Genomic DNA, 24,946 nt, shown 5'->3' on the forward strand with positions numbered 1-24,946 from the left:
CTGCAATATGGACATCTACGAATCCCTCATTCCTCTAATTACCCAAGCCTAATGTTGATGAATTTTATGATCATTTAAGCTCTCACTTATGATTCTTTCAGCTTTCAGGGAATACTAATTCAAGTAAGTACCTATCACATATAACATACGAGGTGAGTGAATGAATAACAACATCAAAAAATTAGTGACCATCACAGCTGTTCTTTTCCTCAGTCTGTCTCCAGCACTTGCTCCTACTCGGAGCGTGTCAGCTGAGAATGTAACCTCCACTGCACCTGATTCTGGGCCTTCGGAAAAAGGTCATAGACCCCCACCAGGGAAAGACGGGAAATTCAGAGCCGGCGGACATTTCATTATTTTCGAAACAGCCAAGCTGCTTGAGATGGATCGTACGGAGCTAATCAATAGCCTAAAAACAGGCAAAACCCTCCCCGAGCTTGCCCTTGAGAAGAAAGGCTGGACAGAAGATCAATATATTCAAAAGCTCAGCGAATCCGCAAGTAAGCGGCTGGATCAAGCCATCAGCGAGGGACGTCTAACAAAAGACGAAGCTCAAAAGCTAAAGGCTGGACTTCCTTCTATGCTGAAGAAAAAAATAAGTAAAATGGGTCATTTCCAAGATCATAAATCTTCGGAACATCATGTGATGAACCCTCAAGCAAAAACGCCTTCGGTGTCCTATTTAGGACGGTAAGCGTTTATGCGAGAAATATAAGGATAATGTATAGCGTGAAACATATATATTCTTATATTTTAAAATATCCCCACAAAAACGGGTATCTTCATTTCTTATGAGGATATCCGTTTTTTATAGGCTTCAAATAGACTGATGGATAACATCAGCCACGCGCCACTTGCAGCATAACCACCAATTACGTCGCTAGGATAATGAACTCCCAGGTAAATACGACTCCAGCCAATGCCCACAGTCATGAATACCGCAAACGTTATTAACAGAATTCTTTCACTTCTTCGCGGCAAATGACGCCACAGTAAATAGGCAATTACCCCATAGAGGGAGAAGGCTGCCATGGAATGTCCACTTGGGAAACTATAACCGAGCTCTTGGACAATACGATTGAAATTTGGACGCTCCCTTTGAAACCATAACTTCATAAGTGTATTCAATAGCTGTGAGCCTAGTCCAACCCATAGGAACAGAATTAGCTCAAGCCGATGTTTCAGCAGAAAATACAGCAGTGCCATCGTGCCGATAGATATGCCAATCGCTACCTTAGAGGAACCAATCAGAGATAGTCCTTTTGCGAATGTGGTCAGTCCAGGTGATTCAGCGGATTGAACAAAATGAATCAAATAATTATCAAATGATGATACCTTATTCATATGAACTAGGATCGCAATAACGACGAAACAAGCAGCAAACCCTATAAAATAACGAAAACCTCTAGACCAGTTCTGATAATAAAGCATAAATACCTCCGTGTCTAATTTTGTGCCTGTCGATCACATTTCCTGAGAAGCTATAACCCGTGCTATAATTATAGAGAAATAAATATACAAAAAGATGGAGTGCTGCCAAAGTGGAGAGTCTAAAATTGCAGGAACGTTTGTTGAATCAGTTTATTTCCACAAAGGTGCCCGTGACGATTTTTACAACAAATGGTGTAAAAATGCAAGGCGTCGTAACCTCGTATGATGCATTCACAATCACTTTACAGGGTCAAGGTGATGGCAGACAGAATGTGCTCTTCAAATCTGCAGTATCCACTATTGTACCTCTTAAGCCCGTCTCACTCAAATAGTTCACACATTCATTAAACTTCTTCATCCTATTTTCAATAATAAAGGGAACACCGGACTACATCTCCGGTGTTCCCTTTATTATTTTCTTAAATTGTCTTATTCACTCTTCAAAACGAGTTTCTTTTATACTGGGAAAATCACAGGCTTCACACACACCGGCTTGGATACATCAGCAGTATTCCCAGTAAATACGAGACGACCACTGGTCTCTTCAATAGAGAACACAACCAGGTTATTAGCGTCACGATTTGCAACAATAAGATAAGCCCCATCCGGAGTTAATGAGAAGTGTCGTGGATGCCCTCCACGAGTAGATACATATTCAATTAGTGTAAGCTTGGCAGTAGCGTTATCCACTGCAAACACTGCGATGTTATCAGCTCCACGGTTAGAAGCGTAAAGATATCTTCCATCTACTGAAGTAGCAATTTCAGCGCAAGTATTCTCTTCCTTAAAATCCTCAGGCAAGGTTGAAACTGTATCTACCGTGTGAAGAGTCCCTGTAGCACTGTCATATGTAAACGATGTTATCGTGGAATCCACCTCGTTTATAACATAAGCAGACTTTCCATCTGGATGAAATGTAAAATGACGAGGTCCGGCCCCTGGATGAAGCGCAGTATCTCCGTGAACTTCTAGTTTGTTCAAGTCTCTATTGATTCTATAGGACCGAATAATATCAAGCCCAAGATCAGAAACAAACAGATACTGTCCGTCCGGACTGAAAATAGCCGAATGGGGATGCGGGCGATCCTGACGTTCAGGATGATGACCATGACCGGAATGAATCGCGACATCCGCCAGTTGATTAGCAACTTTTTCTTCATCTAATGTGATCAAGCCTACACTGCCACCATGATAACTACATACAACAATGTATTCATCGCTCAGATCTCTTGAAATATGGCATGTGGTCGTTTGACCATTACCTGAAGCAGGCATTGAGGCTATTCGATTCAATTCGCTCAATTTCCCACGCTTAGCATCGATAGCAAAGGTAACGACTTCTCCCTCTTTTCCACCTTCACCATTTGGCTTTTCTCCTATGGCATATAAACGCAGGGCTGTAGCATCTACATTAACAAAGGTGGGGTTAGTTAGACCCTGAACCGAGTCGATTAATTTTAACGTACCTCCTGCTTCGCCATCGAATTCAAATACCTGCACACCGCTTTCCGTGGCACTTGCATAGGAACCCGTAAACAGCAATAACTTAGTCTGCTTTTCCATCTCTACATCCTCCTCCAAAGTATTGCTATTATATAATTTACAATTTTTAAACGTTAAAGACAAACTATAAAGTAAAAAGTGTGACAAATAGTTCAAAAATAAGGCTTTCCAATGATTAGGGATTGTGCTATAATGAAAGCGCTAACATTAGTCTTTTATTAAGTATAAAGGGGGAACATGAATGAGTAGCATCCTGCTGGAAGCCAGAAATGTATACGAGGACTTCGAGGTGGAAACAGACATTCTGTTCTTTAAGGTCGGGGACCATGATTTGGTCATTTTTCACGGCAGAAACTACAACATAAAAAAGAGAATGACTGCCGAGCAATTAAAACGATTGTTATCCAATTCTACTTACTATCATGTGTACGGTGGCTGTTATGTCAATCTAAACAAGATCAGTTCTATCGAAGACGACTGCATTTATTTCGGAGAAAAGGGCCTATTCGCTAAAAACGTACGGGTCCCAAGACGGAAACAAGAAAGTATTCGTCATCTATTGAAAGGACTGAAGTAAACATCTTATTCCCATAAGCCGGAAGGGCATGTTACCGATGCCATTTCCGGCTTTTTGCTTTTTATTAATAGAAACTTAAAAAGATCCTATCTTTTTTTATACTTTCTTAAGGTTTAGGATCTGGATTTCTGTTAAAGTTGTAAATAGACAAGCAACACCTATATTGAAGGGAGTCATTACTAATAATGGACAAAAAAGATCTGAATGGAAATGAGAACTTAGAAAACAACGGTACTCCGGAAGAAGAATTGAACACTACCGAGAATACCAATGAAGTAAATGAAGTGGAGGTCGTAGCTGCTGAAGAACCTGTGAATACAACAAAAGAGGAAAGTGTTCCAGTAATGAACAAAGTCGGCAGCAACAATAATACGACGCCACCTGCTCCACCAGTTTCTCCTAAAGGTAACAAGGGCTGGATGATTGCCTCTGTGGTTCTGGCTGCGGCACTCATCATTGTATTGATTAAGCCTCCATTCCAAAAGGACGACAGCAGCACAGCTGTTGCTAGCGTTAACGGAACTAACATTACTAAAGAACAACTTTATGATAAATTGATCGAAGCAGGCGGAGAAAGCACACTGCAAGCTATGATTACTACTGAACTCGTTGATCAAGAAGCTAAAAAAGCCAACGTAACCGTTACTGATGAAGACATCAATGCTGAATTAGAAGACCTTAAGGCACAATTCGGCGGAGAAGCTGCATTTAATGCTGCATTGCAACAAAGCTCAATGACCGTTGATGACTTGAAGAAGCAAATGCCGCTACAAGTTAAACTGCGTAAGATTCTTGAGCCGCAAGTGACTGTAACGGATCAAGAAATCAAAGACTACTATGAAGCAAATAAAGCTACTTTCAATGAAGAAGAACAAGTTCGCGCTTCCCACATTCTCGTTGAGACTAAAGAAGAAGCAGATGCAATTCTGAAGCAATTGAAAGATGGAGCTGATTTCGCTGAACTAGCAAAAGAAAAATCTTCAGACACTGGTTCCAAAGCTAATGGCGGAGATCTAGACTTCTTCAAACGTGGAGATATGGTAGCTGAATTCTCCGATGTAGCCTTTAAACTTAAAGTTGGGGAAACAAGCGGTGCTGTGAAATCCGATTACGGTTATCACATTATTAAAGTTACCGACCACAAAGACGCTAAAAACTACACCATGGAAGAAAAGAAAGATGAAATCAAAAAGACGCTTGTGTCTCAGAAGGTTTCCACTCTTTCCACCACTTGGTTGTCAGATACAACTGCAAAAGCAAAAATCACAAATTCACTTACGGATGCCAAAAAAGAAGCAACAGCTTCTCCTGAGCCATCTGCAAGCGCAGAAGCAGGAACTGAATCTGCTAAATAATATGACTGTAAAAAGCAGGACAAGCGTTAAGCGACGCTGTCCTGCTTTTTTTGTACCTCTATTTTCGAACTTTTAATTAATGTCCTTTTTTACGGACCTGCTTATCACGATTCTCTCCCCACTCTTTCGCTTGTGCGGTAGCAATAGAAATCGCCCTTCCCTCTTCATATCCATCTTCTAGCAGTGCATTAGCAATATCAATCGCCTTATTACGAATAGGTGCAGTAAAGTTTTTGAGTGAATCTGGATAATCTTTTTTGTTCCACGGCATACAAAAAACCTCCTTAACCTGACTATATAATTAATTAGCCTGGTCTAGGAGGTTTTAAACACTCTCTTAAGCTTATTTAAAGACTTTAACGCGATCTTCAACCGGTTGGAATTGTTTCTCACCTGCTGGAGTTACTGTCTTACCAAATGGCAATTGAGCAATCAGTTTCCAGTCTTGCGGGATGCCCCAAGCTTCTTTCACTTCGTCATCAATTAGTGGGTTATAGTGCTGCAGGGATGCACCTAAACCCGCTTCAGAAAGTGCAGTCCATACTACGAATTGCAGAATGCCTGAAGATTGGTTAGACCAAACTGGGAAGTTCTCGGCATACAAGGCGAAGTTTTCTTGAAGGTTCTTCACTACCGCTTGATCTTCAAAGAACAATACGGAACCGTAACCTGCTTTGAAAGATGCTAATTTTTGTGCTGTTCCTTCAAATTGTTCAGCTGGAACGATTTTGCGCAAAGTTTCTGTCGTGATATCCCATAATTTATCATGCTGTTCACCTAAAAGAACAACCGCTCTGGAGCTTTGGGAGTTGAATGAAGTTGGGCTATGCAAAACCGCTTGCTCAACGATTTCAATAATTTGAGCATCGGCTACAGTGGATTCTTTACTGATGGCATAGATGGAACGTCTTCCTTTAACTGCTTCAAGAAAATTGTTAGACATAAAATAACTACCTCCATTTATTTAAGTAACTTACTTTTGTACATCTTATCACCTTTTTTCTGAAAACACAACATCTATTCACAACTTATTTTGTCGGATATACAATTAGCCTCGGTTAGTAACATCTCCCCTTCACTTTTCCGATATACATTTCGGCTAAAAATAAGCTACAATAGTGCAGCAAAAGTACAGAAGGAAGGTTATATAAATGAATTTTTCAACAGATAAAGTTCTTATTCTACATAAAAAAACAGTCATATTCTCTTGTGTAGTGCTCTTTTTCCTTAGCTTGGCACTTACTGGCTGTAAAGACACAAAATCGTCTAATTTAAACGCTGTGGAACTTGATCAAGCTGAGCTTAAACCTGTATCTTTCTGGGTCGCCACAGACACTCACTTTTTGGATAAGGATCTTCAGGATGGTGGGCAGGCTTTTCAGACCTATGTCACTGGAGGCGATGGAAAAATGCTGCCCTACAGTGATGAAATGGCTGAAGCTTTGGTCTATGACGCTGAACAGAAAAAACCTGCGTTTATCATCCTCAGTGGCGATTTAACTAATAATGGAGAACGCAGCAGCCATCAAAAGTTAACCGAAAATTTAAAACGAATTGAACAACAAGGAACCTCTGTATATGTCATTCCAGGCAATCACGACTTATTTAATCCTTGGGCTAGATCCTTCAGTGGCGATAAACAGCTCCTTACGGATTCAATTACAGATAAGGATTTCGTCAAAATGTATGCGGATTTCGGCTACAAAGAAGCTGTATCACGTGATAAGGAATCACTAAGCTATATCGTCAAGGCAGCCCCCAACTTATGGATTCTCATGATAGACAGCAGCCAATACCTTAATAATAAAAAATACGGTTTCCCTCAGACCGATGGGCGTATTGCTTCCTCTACGCTTTCATGGATGGATGAATCCGTTAAGCTTGCAGCCAAAGAGCACGCTTCTGTGATCACGGTGATGCATCATAATTTATTAAGTCACACTTCTATGTCTGTTTCAGGCTTCAAGCTTAATAACAGCCAGGAAGCTATAAAATCCTTACGGAAGAATGGACTTAATCTAGTTCTCTCAGGACATATTCATATGCAGGACATTCAAGTAGATCCAGCAGACGCGAATGAAGATACAGCATCCTCTGAACAAATGCCAATCTATGATATCGCTACGAGTGCGATGGCCGTCAATCCGCATCAATATGGAGCCATGACCTTCGATCCCGTCTCGCGAACCGTAAATTATAAAGCAACGTCTTTGAACGTAGAAGGTTGGGCTGAAGCTAATCAGATTACAGATCACAATCTCTTAAACTTCAAGGCTTATGCCGAAGAAGCCTTTGCTACTAACTCCTATGACAAAGCTATGGATAGTCTTAAGGAAAGCCCTTTAACGGAGTCTGAAAAAGAATCCATGGCGAAGGTAATGTCCAAGATGAATGTACGATACTTCGCAGGAACTGCAGGTACCTTTGCTAAGGATATAAAAGCGTTGTCGGGCTACAAGCTTTGGGAGGAACAGCAGGACGGTTTCTTAGGAGGGTATGTCCAAAGTATGGCTGAAGAAAAAGCGCTAAGTAATGTCGACCTAGAAGTGGTTTTAACGAAGCAATGAAAAGATGCCATATTTCATATAAAAAACCCAGCTTCACCCGCATTTCTGCGAAGTTAGAAGCTGGGTTTGTTTGTGTTATTTAGCCAATGAGGATCGAACTAACTATTTACGTGTAATAGTAATCCAACCATCTTCATCTACATACACAGTAGCATGAAGTGCTTCAGCAAGCAGACGCAGCGATACATAGGCATCACCATATTCGTCAACAAATACAGGCTCTGCAAGCTTCACTTTTTCACCGTTAATTACTGCTTCGGAAGAACCGATTTTGAATACCAGCTTATCACCGTACACACCATCAGTTACGATAATAGCACGATTGACTGTATCCCATTCCACAATAGCATCTAAATCTTCTGCAAAATACCGAAGAGGAATGTACGTCGTATTATTGTCAACGATCGGATAATAATATTCGTCGTCTGGTTCGATGACAATCGTTCTCTTGGTGATACCAAGATCGTCTTTCAATATACGATAGACGTTAGAATTTGGATCAAAATTGTTCAAAGTCTCTCCAGGAGTCAGGTCACCAGAAGAAACATCAAGTGCTCCTTCAGTACTGATTGGATCTGCCGTTACAGCACCACCAATGTTCCAAATCTGACTGGAAGCCTTAAGAGAGAAGCTCTTTAATGGCATATCTTCAGTACCTGGAAGCGCCACTTTCAGATCAACATTCTGTTTACGAACATGTAGTCCACTGTCTACAAAAATGTCGACAGCAAGCTTCGTATCCTTACTCAGAACCGTTTTAAGCTCAGGGGTAGCTTTGTAAAGACTGTCTAGTTGATTGTCATAAACCAGCAGTAACGCATCCACAGCCAATTTTGCTGCATCATGTAGTACAGTTACAACAGCTTCTTTATCACCCAGAGGAATGACTCCAATACCTGGAATTTCATAATCACCGGAGGCTTTTTCGTCCATAGCTTTAATCACAGGATATAGATAGTCATATAGACCACCAACCAATTCTGTAAAGCCTTCCGTATCTTTAGAGATCGATTTCAGGAATCCTTTTAACAATGCCGGAAGCTCATCACCCGTCACTTCGGTATGTAACTTCGTCATATTCACCTGCTGGCCATACACAGCCTCACTAACGGGTGTTACGCTAATTGCGCTTGGATTAGGAAGATTCTTCACCACAAACTTCGTTAGCAGCTTACTAAGATCTTCAGCTTTAGTCAGATCCAATCCAACTTCAGCAAAGACCTCATCATAGCCTTGAACCGGGAAGTAAAACGGTTGTTTTGCTCCTTCAACCGTAAAGACTAAAGTTTTTTTGTCCATAAACAATGAGAATGGAATATTCAATTGTTTATAGCCGATCGTTCCATTGGCAGATACATTACCATTCTCTTGTAACTTTGCATTGCTAATACTCAGGGAAAAAGAATTTATGAGATCGACCATTTCCTTATCTTCTGCGCTAATTCCTTCTGAAGGTTCAGCGTTCATAGAAAACGTCATGCTGGATTCTGATGATTTAACATCGACATCCCCGATCAATGCCTTATTAACATCGAAACCTCCAACCGATTGACAACCGGCCAGAACAAGCAGCAGTGCGACAAAAGGAATAAACCATTTTGCCCTAGCTTTCATTCTCCTCATAGCAAGTCTCCTTTTTTAAGATTTTTTGAAATCAATCCATTATCTCAGCAAAGGCAACATTTGTAAATCAAAGTATTGCTTATTGTAAAAACACTATAGATTCAACAAAGTTCGCCATTCGATAGAAACCCATTCATTGTATATTACGCCTTTAAATAATGCTAAAATCAGTAAATGCGCAGGATAAAAAGACCACCACACCCAGCGTGGTACCCGGTGATGCTCTAAATATCCCCAAAGTGCAGGCGCCAAAGCAATCAACAGCGTTGGTAAAATACTAAGCATTTGCACAACCCAATAATTATAAAACATGTAGAATAGATTAAGTGCCAAATGTGCTACAACAAGCCAAAATGACTTCGTATAACGGAATATCAATACTAGCAGCAGGCCGTACGCATTATAATCTATCGGGAAATAATCCATTAACGCGATAGCTGCAATGACGACTGGTATTCCAAGCCATGGAGTAGGTAGTTTATCTAAAATAACCAATACGGTTGCGGATAACAAAAGCGTAAACACCACGTTCCATCCACCAGGATTAATCGCTAAATTGTATGGGATCTGCGCAATAATAGCGATAATGAGCAGTCGGAACAAGTATTTCGGTCTGGATGATGTATGGATATGCCCCTGCACAAGCCCGTAACAATAGATTGGAAAGGCTATTCTTCCTACATATCTCCAAGCAATATCCTCTGGAAAAAAGATATAGCCAATATGGTCGATTAGCATCGTCAACATGGCGAGAATCTGCATATCAAACCTCCTTAAAATAAGTTGATATCATACATTCGCCAATGAGTACTTCATCTCCTTCGCCTGTACACAAATGATGACTGCAATAAAAGAGAACTGAATTTCTGGTTTCTTGCCTCTTGACTTTATGGGGTGCAATTGAGTACTATGAACGAGCAACATCATATGGCAATGATCAGAGACATGATTTCCTATACGAACTGTCCAGAGAGAGAGGTCTAGGCTGAAAGCTTCTCCAGTACACGATTGTGAAGTTACCCCTTTGTAGCCGTGACGCTGAATCCGCCGATCTAAATTTTGCGGTAGTATGTGGCACCGACTTATCCACGTTAAAGGATACCAATGAGGTCCTATCCTTGTGATAGGTCGAATTAGGGTGGAACCACGAGCTGAACGCACTCGTCCCTTTCTGGGAGAGATGCGTTTTTTTGCGTTCACCACTAACAATTTTTGAGAAATGGAGGCTAACAATCATGGAGATCAAGGTAACACTGCAAAACGGAACAATTAGAGAGGTACTGCAAGGAACGACGATTAAAGAAGCAGCAGGTGCCATAAGTACCAGTCTGAAAAAAAATGCTGTAGCTGGAATAATCGATGGAAGATCCGTTGATCTAAACCAAACGATCGAACATGATTGCCAGCTCGAAATTGTTACGTTGGATAGCAAAGAAGGCCTGGAAATTTATAGACACAGTACAGCACATATCATGGCGCAGGCCATAAAACGTATATATGGAGACAAGGGTGTCCAGCTCGGCATAGGTCCAGTAATCGAAGATGGCTTCTATTACGACATTGATATTGAGACACCTCTATCCACGGATGATCTTGTAGCAATCGAACAAGAGATGGCGAAAATTATTCAAGAGAATCACCCGATTGTCCGCCGTGTCGTTCCCCGCGCTGAAGCAATCAAGCTTTTTGAAGCGATGAATGAGCCCTTAAAGCTGGAGCTTATCCGTGATCTACCGGAAGACACAGTATTATCTATTTATGATCAAGGTGAATTCTCGGATCTCTGTCGAGGCCCACATCTTCCCTCAACTGGCTTGGTCAAGGCTTTTAAGCTGTTGAATGTAGCAGGTGCCTACTGGCGTGGAGATTCGAATAATAAAATGCTGCAACGTATTTACGGAACTGCTTTTCCTAAGAAAGCTCAACTTGAAGAGCACTTACTCTTTCTTGAAGAAGCTAAAAAACGTGATCACCGTAAGCTCGGCAAGGAACTGGAATTGTTTATGTTCTCTGAAGAAGCTCCAGGTATGCCCTTCTATCTTCCCAAGGGGATGACTATCCGCACAGAGCTTGAGAATTTCGCACGTGAATTACAAAGACAGAGAGATTACGATGAAGTTCGTACACCACTGATGATGAACAATCGGCTTTGGGAGCAATCCGGGCACTGGGATCACTACAAAGACAATATGTATTTCACCAATGTAGACGAAACAAAATTCGCACTCAAACCGATGAACTGTCCGGGTCATATGATGATCTACAAAAATAACCTACATTCTTACCGAGAGTTGCCTATCCGAATTGCCGAATTTGGTCAAGTACATCGCCATGAGTTCTCTGGGGCACTTAACGGGATGATGCGTGTTCGTACTTTTTGTCAGGATGATGCCCATATCTTCGTATTACCAGAGCAAATTGAGGATGAAATAAGCCGGGTAATCTCACTGATTGATCATATTTATCAAGTGTTTGGCTTTGAGTACAAGATTGAATTATCTACTCGCCCGGCAGATTATATGGGATCAGAAGAACTATGGGATCTAGCTGAACAATCATTACAAAGTGTATTAGACAATCTCGGGATCGAGTATCGTGTGAATGAAGGTGATGGCGCATTCTACGGACCAAAGATTGATTTTCATATTTTAGATGCGCTAAAACGAAGCTGGCAATGTGGAACCATCCAACTAGATTGGCAAATGCCAGAGAAATTCGATCTTACTTACATCGGGGAAGATAACCTTAAGCACCGCCCGGTCGTAATCCATCGCGCTGTTTATGGCTCGATTGATCGTTTTATGGGGATTATTACGGAGCATTATGCCGGCGCATTCCCGCTATGGCTAGCACCCGTCCAAGCGAAGTTATTGCCCGTCTCTGAGAACTACGTTGCTTATGCGTTTCAGGTGAAACAATCCTTAGAACAAGCTGGCATTCGTGTAGAGGTTGATATCCGAAATGAGAAGCTAGGTTACAAAATTCGTGAAGCCCAACTTGAAAAAGCACCCTATATGCTCGTTCTCGGTGAGAATGAGAAAAACTCTGGCAGTGTTTCTGTAAGAAAACGTGGTGAGGGTGATCTTGGTTCAAAGAGTATCCAAGAGATTATTGAGCAGATTAGTGAAGAAATAGTTAGTAAAAAATAAAGTTCTGCGTCAAATTAAACGTTAAAGGGCTGTCTATTCGTAGAAATCTACGAACAAGACAGCCCTTTCTTTGATCACATATTAATATTCACAGGGACACTATTTCACGTACAGACGACTGCTTTCATCCCAATACTCGCCTGGTTTGAGACTGAATAAGCCGATCTCATCCGCTGGCAGATCTACCATTGGTGCATTAACCAAGTTGATTTGCGGCTCTGGGCAGAAGAACTGCTCAGAAGCACCATTATTCCAGATCATCCACTGCTTGTATGAAGTCCCAACGTCATAAACTAAAGTGACTCCAGCTTTGCTGTCGGTAAGCTCCATCCGGTTACGTCCATTCTGAGGTACAGCTGTATAATGGTTGTCCATCGAAGCGAAATAAGGATTCACACCTTCATCACGAAGCTGAGCTTCACCTGGCTCCAGCTCTTGGAATTTACCAGTCGGCAGCATACGGTCATTTAATTCCCAGCGATTACCGATGGTCGCTTTTACAAGGTAGTCTTGTGGTGTGCTACCTGGTGCGAATGGAGCGTTAATCGCGGTATGGAATGCCAACAAGCAAGGCATCTCTTCATCACCATCATTATGCACTTGTACCTGTTGAGATAAGCCACCTTCACCAAGGGTATAACGTAGTTTCATTGTGTATTTAAACGGCAAGTATTGATAAGAAGGATGGCTCTCATCCACTTTGATGAATACGGTTACGAAGCTTTCGGTCTTACCGCTACCGAACTCTTCCACTTCCCAAGCTGCCGTATGTAAAAATCCATGTAAATGGTTGCCTGTTGCGACTTCATTTACCGGGAGTTGATAAGTTTGACCATTCCAAGGAAATTTGCCATCTTCATAACGATTCGGAGGAAATAATACAGGAATACCATGGATGCCTGGACTTGCTTTGAAGGCTTCCATTTCCTCAGCTCCCGGTTCATGCAAGAAACGGTAACCGTTTTCGGTATCACGGAAACAGATCAAGTTGCCACCGATGCCTGGTAGGATAGCTGCCTCATAATGGCCGGCTTTCAACCAGATGGCTGCTTCTCCTTCATATTGTCCTTCATAGGCTGTGATAGACATAATAATGTGTTCTCCCTTCCAGTGTCTGATAATTGTCTCTACTTGATAGATTACCACATCTGGTCATGACGTGACATGCCCTTTTTTACAGCTGTTCCACTTCAACGCTCATGACATGATCAATTTTCTTCACATCATAATAGATCTCTGTTGCGTAATCTTTATCCGGCGCTGAGATCACCATATCGATCATTTGTCTTCCATCTTCCAAATCCTTAATTTTCATTCTACGGATCGCCCGGGATGGACTTCTAGTACTTCGTTGGGTACTAACCTGGGGTCTCTCAATTTTTTGGATCACTTCAGTAAGTACAAAATTAGCCTCCATGATGATCCTCACCGAAACTTCATGCTTGTTAAGAACTTCAGGACCAATTGAACGAATTAAATGAGGAACCAAATTCACCGCAAACATTAGAAGAATAACCGCATATGCTGCTTCAATATAGAATCCTGCTCCCACAGCTATACCAATCCCCGAAGCTGTCCAGATGAGTGCTGCCGAGGTCAAGCCTGATATCGCATCACCGCCTCTACGCAGGATAACACCAGCCCCCAAGAACCCTATCCCACTGACAATTTGAGCAGCGAGGCGCATCGGATCCATATTTGGATGCTCAGGACCTGCAAACTTATCAAAGGCATGAATAGACACTACGGTTACAAGACAAGAGGCAATACTAATGACCATACTGGTCCGAATCCCCAGCGGTTTCTGCTTGATCTGTCGGTCAATCCCGATGAACAGCCCGAACAGCATGGCCACTAGCAGCTTAATTAATGATTCAATATGAAAATCCATAGTTCATTCTCCTTTCTCCACAGATACTCCATTATAACGGAAAACGGAGATTATGATTAGCTTTATTTTACAGCAAAAAAACGGCACTCCTATCCTCCATGTATATGCGCAGACAGCTTATAAAATCCGCATAATGAAGAGGATAGAATCCGTTTTGGTGAAAGATTATTTAACCATGAAGCAACGATTCTGCACCGTCACAATAAATCTCAGTTCCTGTAATATGATCGGAATCCTCGGAGGCCAGAAAAAGTGCCAGCTTTGCAACTTGATCAGGACGCCCAGGACCTTCCTCTAGCGGTTGATCCCCTTCCGGAAATTCGACAGGGATTTTTACCTCTTTGAGATCCTCGGATGGAAAAGTGTTGTCATCAATATTGGTCTTAATAGCCCCAGGACAGATCGCATTTACGCGAATTTGAAATTGAGCCAGTTCTAATGCTGCCATCTTCATAAAAGCAACCTGACCTGCCTTTGTCGTACTGTAAGCAGAAAAACCGATGTTAGAAAATACACGATTTCCGTTAATGGAGCTGTTAATCAGGATGCTGCCACCGCTTTCTTTTAGATGCGGTATCGCATATTTAACAGTCGCGAAGGTTCCACGAAGGTTGATGTGAATCGTCTGGTCCCAAGACTCAATATCCATCGTTTCAATGGGCGTCATGGCTCCATTAATCCCTGCGTTTGCAAAAACAACATCAAGACGACCCCATTTCGCGGCCGCCTTGTTTATGGCAGCTTCCACTTGCGGGGGTTCAGCAACATCGCATTCAATTACGAGGGCTTCTCCGCCTTCTTTCTCCACTTGTTTTCTAACCTTTTCTGCGTTCTCAACAGTTCTATCCAGCAACACAACTTTGGCTCCGTTACGAGCGAACTCAAGCACAGTTGCTCTTCCAATGCCGGAACCACCTCCTGTTACAATCGCTACCTTACCTTCCAGCTTCTTATCTGCCATGTTTAAGTATCCTCCTTCTTGTCATGCAAGCCTTCCAGTTAAGTTCTTTCCTTAACCTTAACCTCGCATACAGAAGTTGAATCGATAGATCTTTAATACCCCAAAGGATTATTTTTATTCACCCTGCCGAAGATGGATAATGAGATCATTTAAACCGGCTTCACGGATGCCCTCTACAATAAGATCAGCAAGCAGACGTGCTCCTAAAATCTGAAAATGTGTATTGTCTTGTACGCCAACTGGATGCAAGATATATTCTCCCGGATAGGACCACATGAACAGATCCTTCGTTCCTTCCACACCATAGGCTTCAAAAAGCTTACGACTCTTCTCCGCCAAATCGATTAGGGGGATCTGCTCAGTCTCAGCCAACTCTTTCATTGCCGTTAAATACTCTCCATGACTGTCTACTATAGCTTCTGCAGGATCAAATCTCCGCCTATGTACAGCGGTCACCAGTACCGGGTAGGCTCCTGCTTTCCTAGCAACTGTAATCATCCGCAGCAAATATTCTTTATATGTAGTGAAAGGTTCGGTGTGTCTATGTTCATCCCCTTTTGAATCGTTATGACCAAACTGTATGAACATATAATCTCTGGGCCGAAGCACAGTAGAAATGTTGTCCAAATGCCCTTCCTCAATAAAGCTCTTGGAGCTACGTCCTGAAATGGCTCGATTATCCACTACAAGACCTGCTTTGAAGCAGCGAGGCAGCAACTGGCCCCAGCCAGCATAGGGATAACCAGCTTCTCCTTGATCGGTCACCGTAGAATCACCAGCCAAATATAAGACAAGCGTTTCGTTGTCAGGCTCAATGTCGAGAGCATTTATTCGAGGCGCAATACCTGAGAAGGAGAGCTTTAGCTGACCACCCATGATTCGCATCGCAAATGATTCTCGTATATACTGACCTGCCGGGACGTTCAATGTATCTAATACGTACTTACCATCACCTGCTCGAATTATTGTACTCGTATCTGCTAAGGAGTCACCAAGTAACAAAGAAATCCGGTAAATCCCATCAGGAATATCTAACAGGAAGGCTGCCTTCTGCGGAATGCAGAAATCACTTCTTAATGGATCTGCTCCTCCCCTGGAACGCCCGAATACTGCTGAGTCTGAAGTAAAACCAAATCGCGCATCCGGAGAGTATCGTGAGTCCGGCCGAATTTTGGTGTAGCCGGGCACTGTATCTTTAATCCCAAAGTCAAAATGATAGCTATCCAAATTCAGCCGCACCTTTCTTCATTAGATATTTTATCCTTTCAAACCACTGGTGCTGATTCCTTCCACAATCTGCTTTTGAAAGATAAAGAAAATAATCATGACGGGTGCCAAGCTAAGAACGGACATGGCGAACATGGGTCCCCAGTTGGACACGGACTCACTGTCGAGGAACATTTTCAGCCCCATAGAAACTGTATATTTAGATGGAGAGTTCAGGTACAACACTGGCCCAAGCAGGTCTTCCCAGCGCCAATAGAAGGAAAAGATCGCTGCAGTAGCCATAGATGGACGGATGAGTGGGAGAATGATTCTGAAGTACAGACCAAATTTCCCGCACCCATCAATCGTAGCCGCTTCGTCAAGTTCAACAGGTATTGTCCGAATAAACTGCAGCATTAGGAAAATAAAGAACGGAACACCGAAGAACTGTGGAACCACGATCGGCTTGATACTATCGAGCCATTCCAATTTCGCATAGATGATATATTGCGGGACTAGCACTACATCTGAAGGAAGCATAAGCGTCATCATCATGATACCGAACCATAAGCCATGCCCTACAAACTTATTACGTGCAAATCCGAAGGCTACCAGTGAAGAAGAAACCACCGCTCCTAGAGTGGCTACAACGACAATAATTAATGAATTCTTTATGAAGACACCAAAGGAATATCCGGCAATCCCTTCCCAGCCTTTAGCATAATTCCCCCATACCCATGGATCGGGAAGAAGCTGCTGAGCGGTAACGAATACAAGCCGGCTCTCTTTAAAAGAGCTCATGATCATCCACAAAATCGGATACAGCATAATGATAGCGAGGCCACCGATAAGAATGTGATACAGCGGCCATTTCAGTTTCATTTTCGCCATGGATTATTTTCCTCCTTCCGATTCGTAGAAGACCCACGATTTGGATGTCTTGAACAAAATTCCGGTCATGATGCCGACTAGCAACAACATCACCCACGCCATAGCTGAAGCGTAACCCATGTTATTAAACATAAAGGCCTGACGGAATAGATATAGAGAATACAACATCGTACCGTCCATTGGTCCGCCTTCACCTTTAGAGATAATATAAGCTGGAACAAAGGTCATAAATGCACTGATCGTCTGCATGACTAGATTGAACAGAATAACTGAGCTTAGGAGGGGCATTGTAATCTTAAAGAACTTTCTGAAAAAGCCTGCTCCATCTACACTAGCTGCCTCGTACATTTCACCAGGAATATTCTTTAGACCTGCCAGAAAGATCAACATGGATGAACCAAATTGCCACACGGATAAAGTGATCAACATAATAAGCGCAGCGCTCGGATTACCAAACCAACTTACTGGACCAAGGCCGAAAAAACCGAGCATGCCATTAATAATTCCAGTATCACTAAAAATATTACGCCACATGATGGATACCGCCACACTGCCACCTATAATAGAAGGTAAATAATAAGTTGTACGATAGGCTCCGATCATGCGCGATTTAGTATTTAGAATCATAGCCACAAATAATGCAAAGGTGAGACGTAAAGGCACACCAATAAATACGTAAAGCAGCGTCACCTTTAGTGAATGTAAATATTTCGGGTCATTCGAGAACATTTTGATGTAATTATCAAATCCGATCCATTTAGGTGGAGCGAACAAATTGTATTTGGTAAAAGAAAGATAAAGAGAAATGATCATCGGGATCAATGTGAAGCAAAGGAAGCCAATGACGAATGGACTGATAAAGGCATATCCTGTAAGGTTGCTTCGTAAACTCCGGCCTGTTAGCTTCTTTTTCTTAAAAGCCAGCGGATTCGAAGGAAGGGGATTCGTGGATGCCAAGGGTCTCCAACTCCTTTTTATGTGAATAATAAGGGAAACGGACTGCCGCCTAACCAAATGGCATGCCGTTTCCCATGTTAGACGCAGTGTAGTTATCTGTTACCTTCTATTACCGGCTGGAGAGAATAGCGTTCGCTTCTTTTCGGAACTGTGCGGCGGCGGCGGCTGGGTCAATCTTGCCGAAGTTCATTTGTTCAGCAAGGTCTGTAAGGAGTGCTACTACCTCTGGCGATCCAACTGGCGGACTCATTGGAGAAGTAGTAGGCTCCATGTCAGCTACGAATTTAAATACTTGCTTACCGGAATCCGTTAATTGTGAAGCTACAGATTCTTTGATTTTGCTTGAAATTGGCACACCACGTTCGCCTTTGATTAGATTGTTGGCTTCGGGATCATTAATCCAGAAATCAACAAACTTCGCTGCTTCTTCCTTCACTTTTGAGTTAGAAGTAACCGACCAATACATACTTGGCTGCATGTAGAGTCCTTTTTCCATATCCGGACCAGGCATTTGTGCCAGTGCCATAGGGCGATTTACAGCGATTTGCAAAGCAACATATTGGTTCGACCATTGCCATACGCCGATGCCTGTTCCTTTAACAATATCAGACTCTTCGATAACGCCTTTGTTTTGGCTCAGTTTGTCTTGGGATGGAACCGCTCCATCTTTAATTAAACCAGACAACATTCCGAAAAAGTCAGTGAACAAGGCATCATCCTCATATCCAAGCGCTGAACCATCATTGTTATAAAGTGCCAGCCCTTTTGTACGCAGATAATAGTTGAAGAATACGTCAGCTGCCATAGAACCGTCGATATACAGTCCAGCTGATTTAGCTTTCGCAGCAATTTCTTTGTACTGATCCCAAGTCCAGTTCTCAGGAATGGAATCCACCCCTGCCTTCTTCAGCAATTCTGGGTCATATTGAAAACCAAGTACGTTAACGCCTAATGGAATTCCGAATTGCTTCTCATTGATCACCCCAGTACTAAGGACGTTCTCATTCACATCGCCGACTTGGATCTGAGAGTTCAAATAAGGCTTCAAATCTTCGAGTTGTCCGTTAGACCCATATTGATTAATATAAGAAATATCCATTTGAACGATATCAGGAAGTCGATTCGCTGCTGCTTGAGGCGCAAGCTTCTTCCAATAATCATCGAATGAAGCATATTCAGGCTCAATCGTTACATTCGGGTATTTGGCTTCATACATATCAATCACTTGTTGTGTATAAGAATGCCGTGTATCTCCACCCCACCAAGCTATACGCAGAGTTACGGGTTCTGCTGAAGTTATAGCTGCGGGTTTCGTTTCTGAAGGCGTGTTTGTAGCGGAATCCGTAGCGGCAGCACTATTATTGTTATTACCTCCACCACAACCAGCTAACATCGATGACAACAACAATGGTACGGCTAGTAAAGCGAATCTCTTTTTCAAATTCATGTCCCCTTTTCCTATAATAGTATAAAGGCTCTGATCCCTTTAGGTAGCGCTTTCATGTATAAATCTTCTCAAATATTCAATGATTGTTGAATACAAAAAACCGTCTTGTTTGTTCAATAATCAGTTCCCTTGAGAGGGTTTCATAAATTCTGTGGGTGTCTGCCCAGTTACTTTTTTGAACACTTGACTAAAATACTGTGCATTCCCACCGAAACCGAACATTTCAGCGAGCTCAAATACTCTTACATCACCACTGTGCATAATGTGTTCTGATGCTTTAGTAATCCGGTAATTGGTAACGTAATTAGAGAATTTCTCCCCCGTGATTTTCTTAAATATTTTCCCGAGATAATCAGGATTCATATATAACATCTCAGCAGCGACTGAGCTAAGTGACAGTTCCGCATTCTTATAATCATCCGCAATAATTTTGAACATTTTATCTACGATTAAGGATTGGCGACAGCGAAAATGACGATCATACATCGCTGTCAAACGAGCAGCAGCATCTTTTACATAGGCTTTAAGACCACTTAAAGTCCTGATCTCCGCCAGTTCCACCATACTTGAAGTAAAGGTATTTCTTTCATCAGGGACGGCTAAACGTATCATCGCAGAATACAATTGCAAAACATAAGATCGCGTTACATTAATATCCACACGCTGCTCAGCTAGCAGATTAAATAACCGCTCTAATTCAAACTCTACTGCACTTTGTTCGCCCGCCTTAATCAGCAGACAGATTTGCTCTTCATCTAGTTCAATGTCATTTCTTCCGCTTAGTTCATCACTAGGAATATCACTTCCTGTGATCAAACCTCCCTCTTCCATATAAAAACAGTGGTTAAGGCATTGCAGAGTCTGACGATACAATCTCCGTGAATGTATCATGAAGTCCGCGTCACTAATCGCAATGGTTACATCCACTTTATAAAATTTGTAGAACATTTTCCGTACATCAGAAATTCGTTCAAGCAGTGTACTATTCAGCGCAGCCTCTCCTTCGACTTCCATTAGTGTCAGAATAAATCCGCCTATCCTTGTACTAAGCAGCGTTTCTTGCAGCATATCCTGTGCAATATTTTGCAAAGCAAATAGTTGCTCATATTCATAAGAACCTTCCAGTCTGAACAAAATCAAACGCACCACTTTGTCATTTAATTCGATGCCTAGCAGCTCCTGATAATACTCTAAATCTTGACTCCCGTACGTTTTGTTAGAGATCCATTCCTTCAAAAATTGTTCCTTTACATGCGGTAGAACTTTAGTAAAACGTTGCTTCATATCATTTACAAATTCCGTCCGGCCCTTAAGTTCATCGAGCTCTGCTACCAGTTCAACTAACGCATCATGAATTTGATTCTCGTTGCACGGCTTAAGCAGATAATGTTTCACTCCATGCTGCATAGCGATACAAGCGTAGTCAAAATCCTTATACCCCGTCAACATAATGAACTTTACCTCAGGAAACCGATCACTGCATTTCTGCACCAAGCCTAGTCCATCCAATCCGGGCATGGAAATATCAGTAATCACTATTTCAGGGCGAAGCTCCTCTATTTTCTCTAAGGCTTCTATCCCGTTTCGTGCAGTACCCACAAGTTCCGTTCCTGCCTGTGCCCAGTCCACTACCTGAGATATGCCTTCTAGTATCAACCGTTCATCATCAACCAGCAGTAACTTATACATTCTCTTGCACTCCTTTTAAATAAGGTATACGTACATGTATTGTCGTTCCTTGACCTGGCTCACTTTCAATCACTGTACCCCATTCTGGGCCAAATACGATTTGAATACGCTCTGCGATGTTCGCTAACCCAATGCCTTCGCCACGTGTCTTAACTCTTCCCTGCTGTAAATCTTTGATGAACTCGGCACTCATCCCCGGCCCATTATCACTAACAAGAATATCAAGGCCCTGTTCTTCCTCACTTACGGTTATAGAAATCGTGCAAGGCTCGATATTAGGCTCCAATGCATATCGGATCGCATTCTCGATCAACGGCTGAAGCGTCAGCTTCGGAATTAAAGCGTCATGCAAATGCTCTGGAAAATCCATGCGGAAATCAAGTCTCTCGTCAAATCGTGTCTTCTGGATAATGACATAATTGCGCACAATGGTGAGCTCTTTTTCAATCGTAATCAACGGGTCTTTAAGACCAATCGAACTGCGAAACAAATAGCCGAGCGCTTCTACCATTTCTGAGATTTTAGCTTGCTTGTTCATCTTCGCTAACCAATTGATCGATTCAAGTGTATTGTACAAAAAATGCGGATTGATCTGTGCCTGCAGTGCTTTAAGCTCGGTCTCTCTAATAATGAGCTGCTTCGCATAATTCTCATCGATAAGTTCTCTGATTCTGCGGATCATCATTTTAAAGGTTCTGTTAAGCTGACTTACCTCGTCCTGCGCAGTTTGTGAAACGACACCAAGCGACTGTTCCTCCAGATTATCCAGATCACCCTTCTCGATTTGTTTCATTTTTTTGGTCAGCTTTGAAATTGGGCGTACAATACTTCGGGCTAATCGATAGCCTAAGAGCAATCCAATTAGTAATATGAGCGCGAATATGATGACGACCAATTTTTTTACAAAAGTAATATGTTTGAACATCTCATTGAAGGGGGTCGCATTGATATACATCCATTCCATATAAGATGATTTAGTCTTCGTTATAAAATATGTTCCTTCTTCATACTTAGCCGTACGATAAAGCTCGGAACGTTCCGTTTCCGCTTTAAGCTCATTTGGCAGCAACATCGGAGTTTGGGGATAAACCGCTAGCCCTGAAGTCGCATCTGCAACAATCAACTGATCGCCATCCGAAGTGTTACTAGTGCTATCTGCAATAATACGATCAATCCGAATTCGAATGACTAACGTCCCTAAATCGTCCAGCGTAAAGGTTGATCCGGTGTAAGATTTAATCTGCCGAACAGCCAGGAGTGAATTCTTATTCCCTTGGGGATACCACACAATACTACCGCTAGCTTCCTTAGCCAGAGGCTTTAATTGATCCTGGAGATCCTGTGATACACCTTCCCGATTACCCGCAGTCATAGCTCCGCCATTCGTATCCAACAACATCATGGAATAAACGTATTTCTCTGCTCCTGCAAAGGCAACTAACCTGTTGATGATTTTATTATGTAGGACCTGCCGTTCATATGGTTGAGGATCATCCTGTAACTGGCGAAGACATTCCTGAATTTGCTCATCAGAGACCACTGTAAAAGAAAGTTGTTCCAGCTCTCTCAAAGTACTCTCTATACTGATAGATGACATTCCCAGCACTTCAGATGCCTTTTCATAGATTTGCTTGTCATAAATTCGATAAACATACTGCAGGACGGTTAAAGAGAACAGAAAGGACAGCAGCAGCAAAAATGAAATGATCAATATCATTTTATTAAAAATACCCGAACTCCTGTAAGCGCTAACATTCTTCCAAAACATAAGCATCCTCCAATTCACTCCAAACCCTTATTATGGGAATAATATTTATCGTCACTATATCCTATCATAAATGATATTGAAGCATTCGGGAAAACTTACAACAAAAAGGACTTAAAGTGAAATCCAGAGTCAGAATTCACTTTAAGCCCCTATCCTGAGCCTAAGATACTCCTATACAAAACTAACCAAGCATCATTCGATCATCCGCCAGTTTATGACCACTGATGGTCTCAAATTCTCCCAGCAGGCGTTCTACCGTAAGATCCTTTTTCCTTGTTTCATCAATATCAAGGATAATACGGCCTTTATCCATCATGATAAGACGATTGCCAAGACGTATAGCCTGCTCCATGTTATGGGTAACCATAAGCGTAGTCAGCTTCATCTCACGGACGATAGACTCTGTCAGTTTAGTAATCAGCTCCGCTCGTGAAGGATCAAGTGCCGCTGTATGTTCGTCTAACAGCAAAATTTGCGGCTGGGTAAAGGTTGCCATTAGCAAACTCAGTGCTTGTCTCTCCCCACCAGATAATAATCCTACCTTAGCTCGCAGACGATTCTCCAATCCAATCCCGAGACGACTTAACTCCTCACGAAACACCGTCCGTCTCGCTGCATTTACACCAAACGATAATCCTCTACTCTTCCCTCTTTTAAAAGCCATCGCTAAATTTTCTTCAATCGTCATCCGTGGAGCCGTACCTGCCATCGGGTCCTGAAAAACCCGTCCGATCCAGCGACTGCGCTGATATTCTGCTAAATGGCTAATCGAATTCCCTTCAATACTAGCTGAACCAAGATCCGGCTTCATCACACCAGAAATAATGTTCATTAGCGTTGATTTACCAGCACCATTGCTTCCAATAATGGTAACAAAGTCACCAGGAAGAAGCTCCAAATCAATGCCAAGCAGTGCGATCTTCTCATCCGGTGTCCCAGGATTAAACAGCTTAGATACGTTATCCAGTTTAAGCATCGATGGTGCCTCCTCTCTTGCTGCTAAGCGCTTGTTCAGCTAATTCAAGCGAACGTTTACGCGCCATATTCTTCTGCTTCAAGAAACGCTGAATCGATGGGAATACAAGTGCGAAAATAACGATAATCGCCGTAATCAGCTTAAGATCCGAAGGTCTCAACCATGGTACATACAAGGCTAATGCAACTACGATTCGGTAAACAATAGATCCCAGAACAACTGCCAACGTCGCAAGGAATACATTTCCAGCACCGAAAATGGCTTCACCAATGATTACCGAAGCTAAGCCGATAACAATCATCCCTATACCCATTGAGGAATCCGCAAAGGTAGAATACTGAGTGATCAATGCACCTGAAAGTGCCACCATTCCGTTGGATAAACTGACGCCGAGAATTGTCGTGTTATCTGTGTTTACACCCAGACTACGGATCATTCTTGCATTATCTCCGGTAGCCCTTAAAGCAAGCCCAAGATCAGTACGCAAGAATAAATCCATTAGAATTTTCACAAATAAAACAATAAAAGGAAGAACAAGAAGCGGATTGATGGACGAGAACAACGTGGTATCACCCATTAGTGACCAGTTAGGCTTACCGCCAAAAATTCTCAGATTGATGGAATAAAGTGCGATCATCATTAGAATCCCGGATAACAATCCATTAATTTTGCCCTTCGTATGTAGTAGACCGGTACACATTCCTGCCAGCATCCCACCTGCAATAGCAGCAAGCGTGGCTAACCAGGGTGCATAACCATTGGTAATCATAACGGCCGCAATAGCACCGCCAGTAGTAAAGCTTCCATCTACAGTCAAATCAGGAAAATCCAAAATGCGAAAAGTAATATACACCCCTAAAGCCATAAATGCATAGAGCAACCCCATTTCCACAGCCCCGAGCATTGAATCATACATAGAAGTCTTCTCCTTTCAAGCATCAAGGGGCGCCCTCAT

General features: G+C 42.3%; 23 protein-coding genes. 6 read left to right on the forward strand and 17 right to left on the reverse strand.

Going from position 1 to position 24,946, the window contains the following annotated elements; all coding sequences use genetic code 11:
* The first annotated feature begins 160 nt into the window (after window positions 1-160).
* Window positions 161-694 carry a hypothetical protein gene (locus ACQKMP_RS02460; protein ID WP_076282886.1) on the forward strand — a complete coding sequence of 178 codons (534 nt, stop codon included), beginning with the start codon at window positions 161-163 and terminating at the stop codon, window positions 692-694.
* 95 nt (window positions 695-789) lie between these two features.
* Here ACQKMP_RS02460 and ACQKMP_RS02465 read toward each other — a convergent pair whose 3' ends face one another.
* The gene (locus ACQKMP_RS02465) at window positions 790-1,431 is read right to left on the reverse strand and encodes a phosphatase PAP2 family protein (protein ID WP_379421821.1); all 642 of its coding nucleotides are present in this window, start codon (window positions 1,429-1,431) and stop codon (window positions 790-792) included.
* 110 nt (window positions 1,432-1,541) lie between these two features.
* Here ACQKMP_RS02465 and hfq point away from each other — a divergent pair, with 110 nt between their 5' ends.
* Entirely contained in the window at window positions 1,542-1,763 is a 222-nt protein-coding gene (gene hfq / locus ACQKMP_RS02470) for an RNA chaperone Hfq (protein ID WP_042126951.1), read from the forward strand.
* Window positions 1,764-1,887: 124 nt separating this feature from the next.
* Here the strand turns inward: hfq and ACQKMP_RS02475 are convergent, their stop codons facing one another.
* Window positions 1,888-2,994, reverse strand: coding sequence for a lactonase family protein (locus ACQKMP_RS02475; RefSeq protein WP_427468762.1), 1,107 nt, complete (start codon window positions 2,992-2,994; stop codon window positions 1,888-1,890).
* A 181-nt stretch (window positions 2,995-3,175) separates the two neighbouring features.
* Between ACQKMP_RS02475 and ACQKMP_RS02480 the strand changes: the two genes are divergently transcribed.
* Window positions 3,176-3,511 (forward strand): hypothetical protein, encoded by a 336-nt coding sequence (locus ACQKMP_RS02480; RefSeq protein WP_042126947.1) that lies wholly within the window; start codon window positions 3,176-3,178, stop codon window positions 3,509-3,511.
* 185 nt (window positions 3,512-3,696) lie between these two features.
* Complete coding sequence (locus tag ACQKMP_RS02485; protein WP_339247496.1) at window positions 3,697-4,866, forward strand: peptidylprolyl isomerase; 1,170 nt, start codon at window positions 3,697-3,699, stop codon at window positions 4,864-4,866.
* Window positions 4,867-4,942: 76 nt separating this feature from the next.
* On the opposite strand, the gene ACQKMP_RS02490 is transcribed toward ACQKMP_RS02485, so the two are convergent.
* Together ACQKMP_RS02490 and ACQKMP_RS02495 are read right to left on the reverse strand one after the other, a co-directional pair.
* Window positions 4,943-5,137 (reverse strand): hypothetical protein, encoded by a 195-nt coding sequence (locus tag ACQKMP_RS02490; RefSeq protein ID WP_042187441.1) that lies wholly within the window; start codon window positions 5,135-5,137, stop codon window positions 4,943-4,945.
* A 72-nt stretch (window positions 5,138-5,209) separates the two neighbouring features.
* Window positions 5,210-5,809 (reverse strand): nitroreductase family protein, encoded by a 600-nt coding sequence (locus tag ACQKMP_RS02495; RefSeq protein ID WP_042187439.1) that lies wholly within the window; start codon window positions 5,807-5,809, stop codon window positions 5,210-5,212.
* A 208-nt stretch (window positions 5,810-6,017) separates the two neighbouring features.
* Between ACQKMP_RS02495 and ACQKMP_RS02500 the strand changes: the two genes are divergently transcribed.
* Window positions 6,018-7,433: a metallophosphoesterase gene (locus ACQKMP_RS02500; protein ID WP_427468763.1), complete on the forward strand. Its 1,416-nt coding sequence runs from the start codon at window positions 6,018-6,020 to the stop codon at window positions 7,431-7,433.
* A 102-nt stretch (window positions 7,434-7,535) separates the two neighbouring features.
* Here ACQKMP_RS02500 and ACQKMP_RS02505 read toward each other — a convergent pair whose 3' ends face one another.
* Both ACQKMP_RS02505 and ACQKMP_RS02510 read right to left on the reverse strand, forming a co-directional pair.
* On the reverse strand, window positions 7,536-9,056 hold the full coding sequence (locus tag ACQKMP_RS02505; RefSeq protein ID WP_339247488.1) for a copper amine oxidase N-terminal domain-containing protein: 1,521 nt from the start codon (window positions 9,054-9,056) through the stop codon (window positions 7,536-7,538).
* A gap of 93 nt (window positions 9,057-9,149) precedes the next feature.
* The gene (locus ACQKMP_RS02510) at window positions 9,150-9,818 is read right to left on the reverse strand and encodes a TraX family protein (protein WP_427468764.1); all 669 of its coding nucleotides are present in this window, start codon (window positions 9,816-9,818) and stop codon (window positions 9,150-9,152) included.
* A gap of 473 nt (window positions 9,819-10,291) precedes the next feature.
* On the opposite strand from ACQKMP_RS02510, the gene thrS reads away from it, so the two are divergent.
* A complete protein-coding gene (thrS, locus tag ACQKMP_RS02515) occupies window positions 10,292-12,205 on the forward strand; it encodes a threonine--tRNA ligase (protein ID WP_427468765.1) in 1,914 nt (637 codons plus the stop codon).
* 99 nt (window positions 12,206-12,304) lie between these two features.
* Here the strand turns inward: thrS and ACQKMP_RS02520 are convergent, their stop codons facing one another.
* The 11 genes from ACQKMP_RS02520 to ACQKMP_RS02570 form a co-directional block, all read right to left on the reverse strand.
* Window positions 12,305-13,294, reverse strand: coding sequence for an aldose 1-epimerase (locus tag ACQKMP_RS02520; protein ID WP_427468766.1), 990 nt, complete (start codon window positions 13,292-13,294; stop codon window positions 12,305-12,307).
* An 85-nt stretch (window positions 13,295-13,379) separates the two neighbouring features.
* Window positions 13,380-14,096, reverse strand: coding sequence for an MgtC/SapB family protein (locus tag ACQKMP_RS02525; RefSeq protein ID WP_042126933.1), 717 nt, complete (start codon window positions 14,094-14,096; stop codon window positions 13,380-13,382).
* A gap of 169 nt (window positions 14,097-14,265) precedes the next feature.
* A complete protein-coding gene (locus tag ACQKMP_RS02530) occupies window positions 14,266-15,057 on the reverse strand; it encodes an SDR family oxidoreductase (protein ID WP_042187431.1) in 792 nt (263 codons plus the stop codon).
* 114 nt (window positions 15,058-15,171) lie between these two features.
* Window positions 15,172-16,284 carry a rhamnogalacturonan acetylesterase gene (locus ACQKMP_RS02535; RefSeq protein WP_042187429.1) on the reverse strand — a complete coding sequence of 371 codons (1,113 nt, stop codon included), beginning with the start codon at window positions 16,282-16,284 and terminating at the stop codon, window positions 15,172-15,174.
* A gap of 30 nt (window positions 16,285-16,314) precedes the next feature.
* Window positions 16,315-17,154 carry a carbohydrate ABC transporter permease gene (locus ACQKMP_RS02540; RefSeq protein ID WP_042126927.1) on the reverse strand — a complete coding sequence of 280 codons (840 nt, stop codon included), beginning with the start codon at window positions 17,152-17,154 and terminating at the stop codon, window positions 16,315-16,317.
* Window positions 17,155-17,157: 3 nt separating this feature from the next.
* Entirely contained in the window at window positions 17,158-18,078 is a 921-nt protein-coding gene (locus tag ACQKMP_RS02545) for a carbohydrate ABC transporter permease (RefSeq protein WP_042132108.1), read from the reverse strand.
* Between the two features lie 142 nt (window positions 18,079-18,220).
* The gene (locus tag ACQKMP_RS02550) at window positions 18,221-19,558 is read right to left on the reverse strand and encodes an extracellular solute-binding protein (RefSeq protein WP_427468767.1); all 1,338 of its coding nucleotides are present in this window, start codon (window positions 19,556-19,558) and stop codon (window positions 18,221-18,223) included.
* A 120-nt stretch (window positions 19,559-19,678) separates the two neighbouring features.
* The gene (locus tag ACQKMP_RS02555) at window positions 19,679-21,247 is read right to left on the reverse strand and encodes a response regulator transcription factor (protein ID WP_339247471.1); all 1,569 of its coding nucleotides are present in this window, start codon (window positions 21,245-21,247) and stop codon (window positions 19,679-19,681) included.
* Window positions 21,240-23,015 carry a sensor histidine kinase gene (locus tag ACQKMP_RS02560; RefSeq protein ID WP_379421828.1) on the reverse strand — a complete coding sequence of 592 codons (1,776 nt, stop codon included), beginning with the start codon at window positions 23,013-23,015 and terminating at the stop codon, window positions 21,240-21,242. Before ACQKMP_RS02560 ends, ACQKMP_RS02555 begins: the two co-directional genes overlap by 8 nt.
* A 181-nt stretch (window positions 23,016-23,196) precedes the next feature.
* Window positions 23,197-23,991: an ABC transporter ATP-binding protein gene (locus ACQKMP_RS02565; RefSeq protein ID WP_427468768.1), complete on the reverse strand. Its 795-nt coding sequence runs from the start codon at window positions 23,989-23,991 to the stop codon at window positions 23,197-23,199.
* A complete protein-coding gene (locus ACQKMP_RS02570) occupies window positions 23,984-24,907 on the reverse strand; it encodes an ABC transporter permease (RefSeq protein ID WP_379421829.1) in 924 nt (307 codons plus the stop codon). Before ACQKMP_RS02570 ends, ACQKMP_RS02565 begins: the two co-directional genes overlap by 8 nt.
* Window positions 24,908-24,946: the final 39 nt, after the last annotated feature.

It is taken from the genome of Paenibacillus sp. NPDC101420, from assembly GCF_050277435.1.
Lineage (GTDB): Bacteria > Bacillota > Bacilli > Paenibacillales > Paenibacillaceae > Paenibacillus_AQ.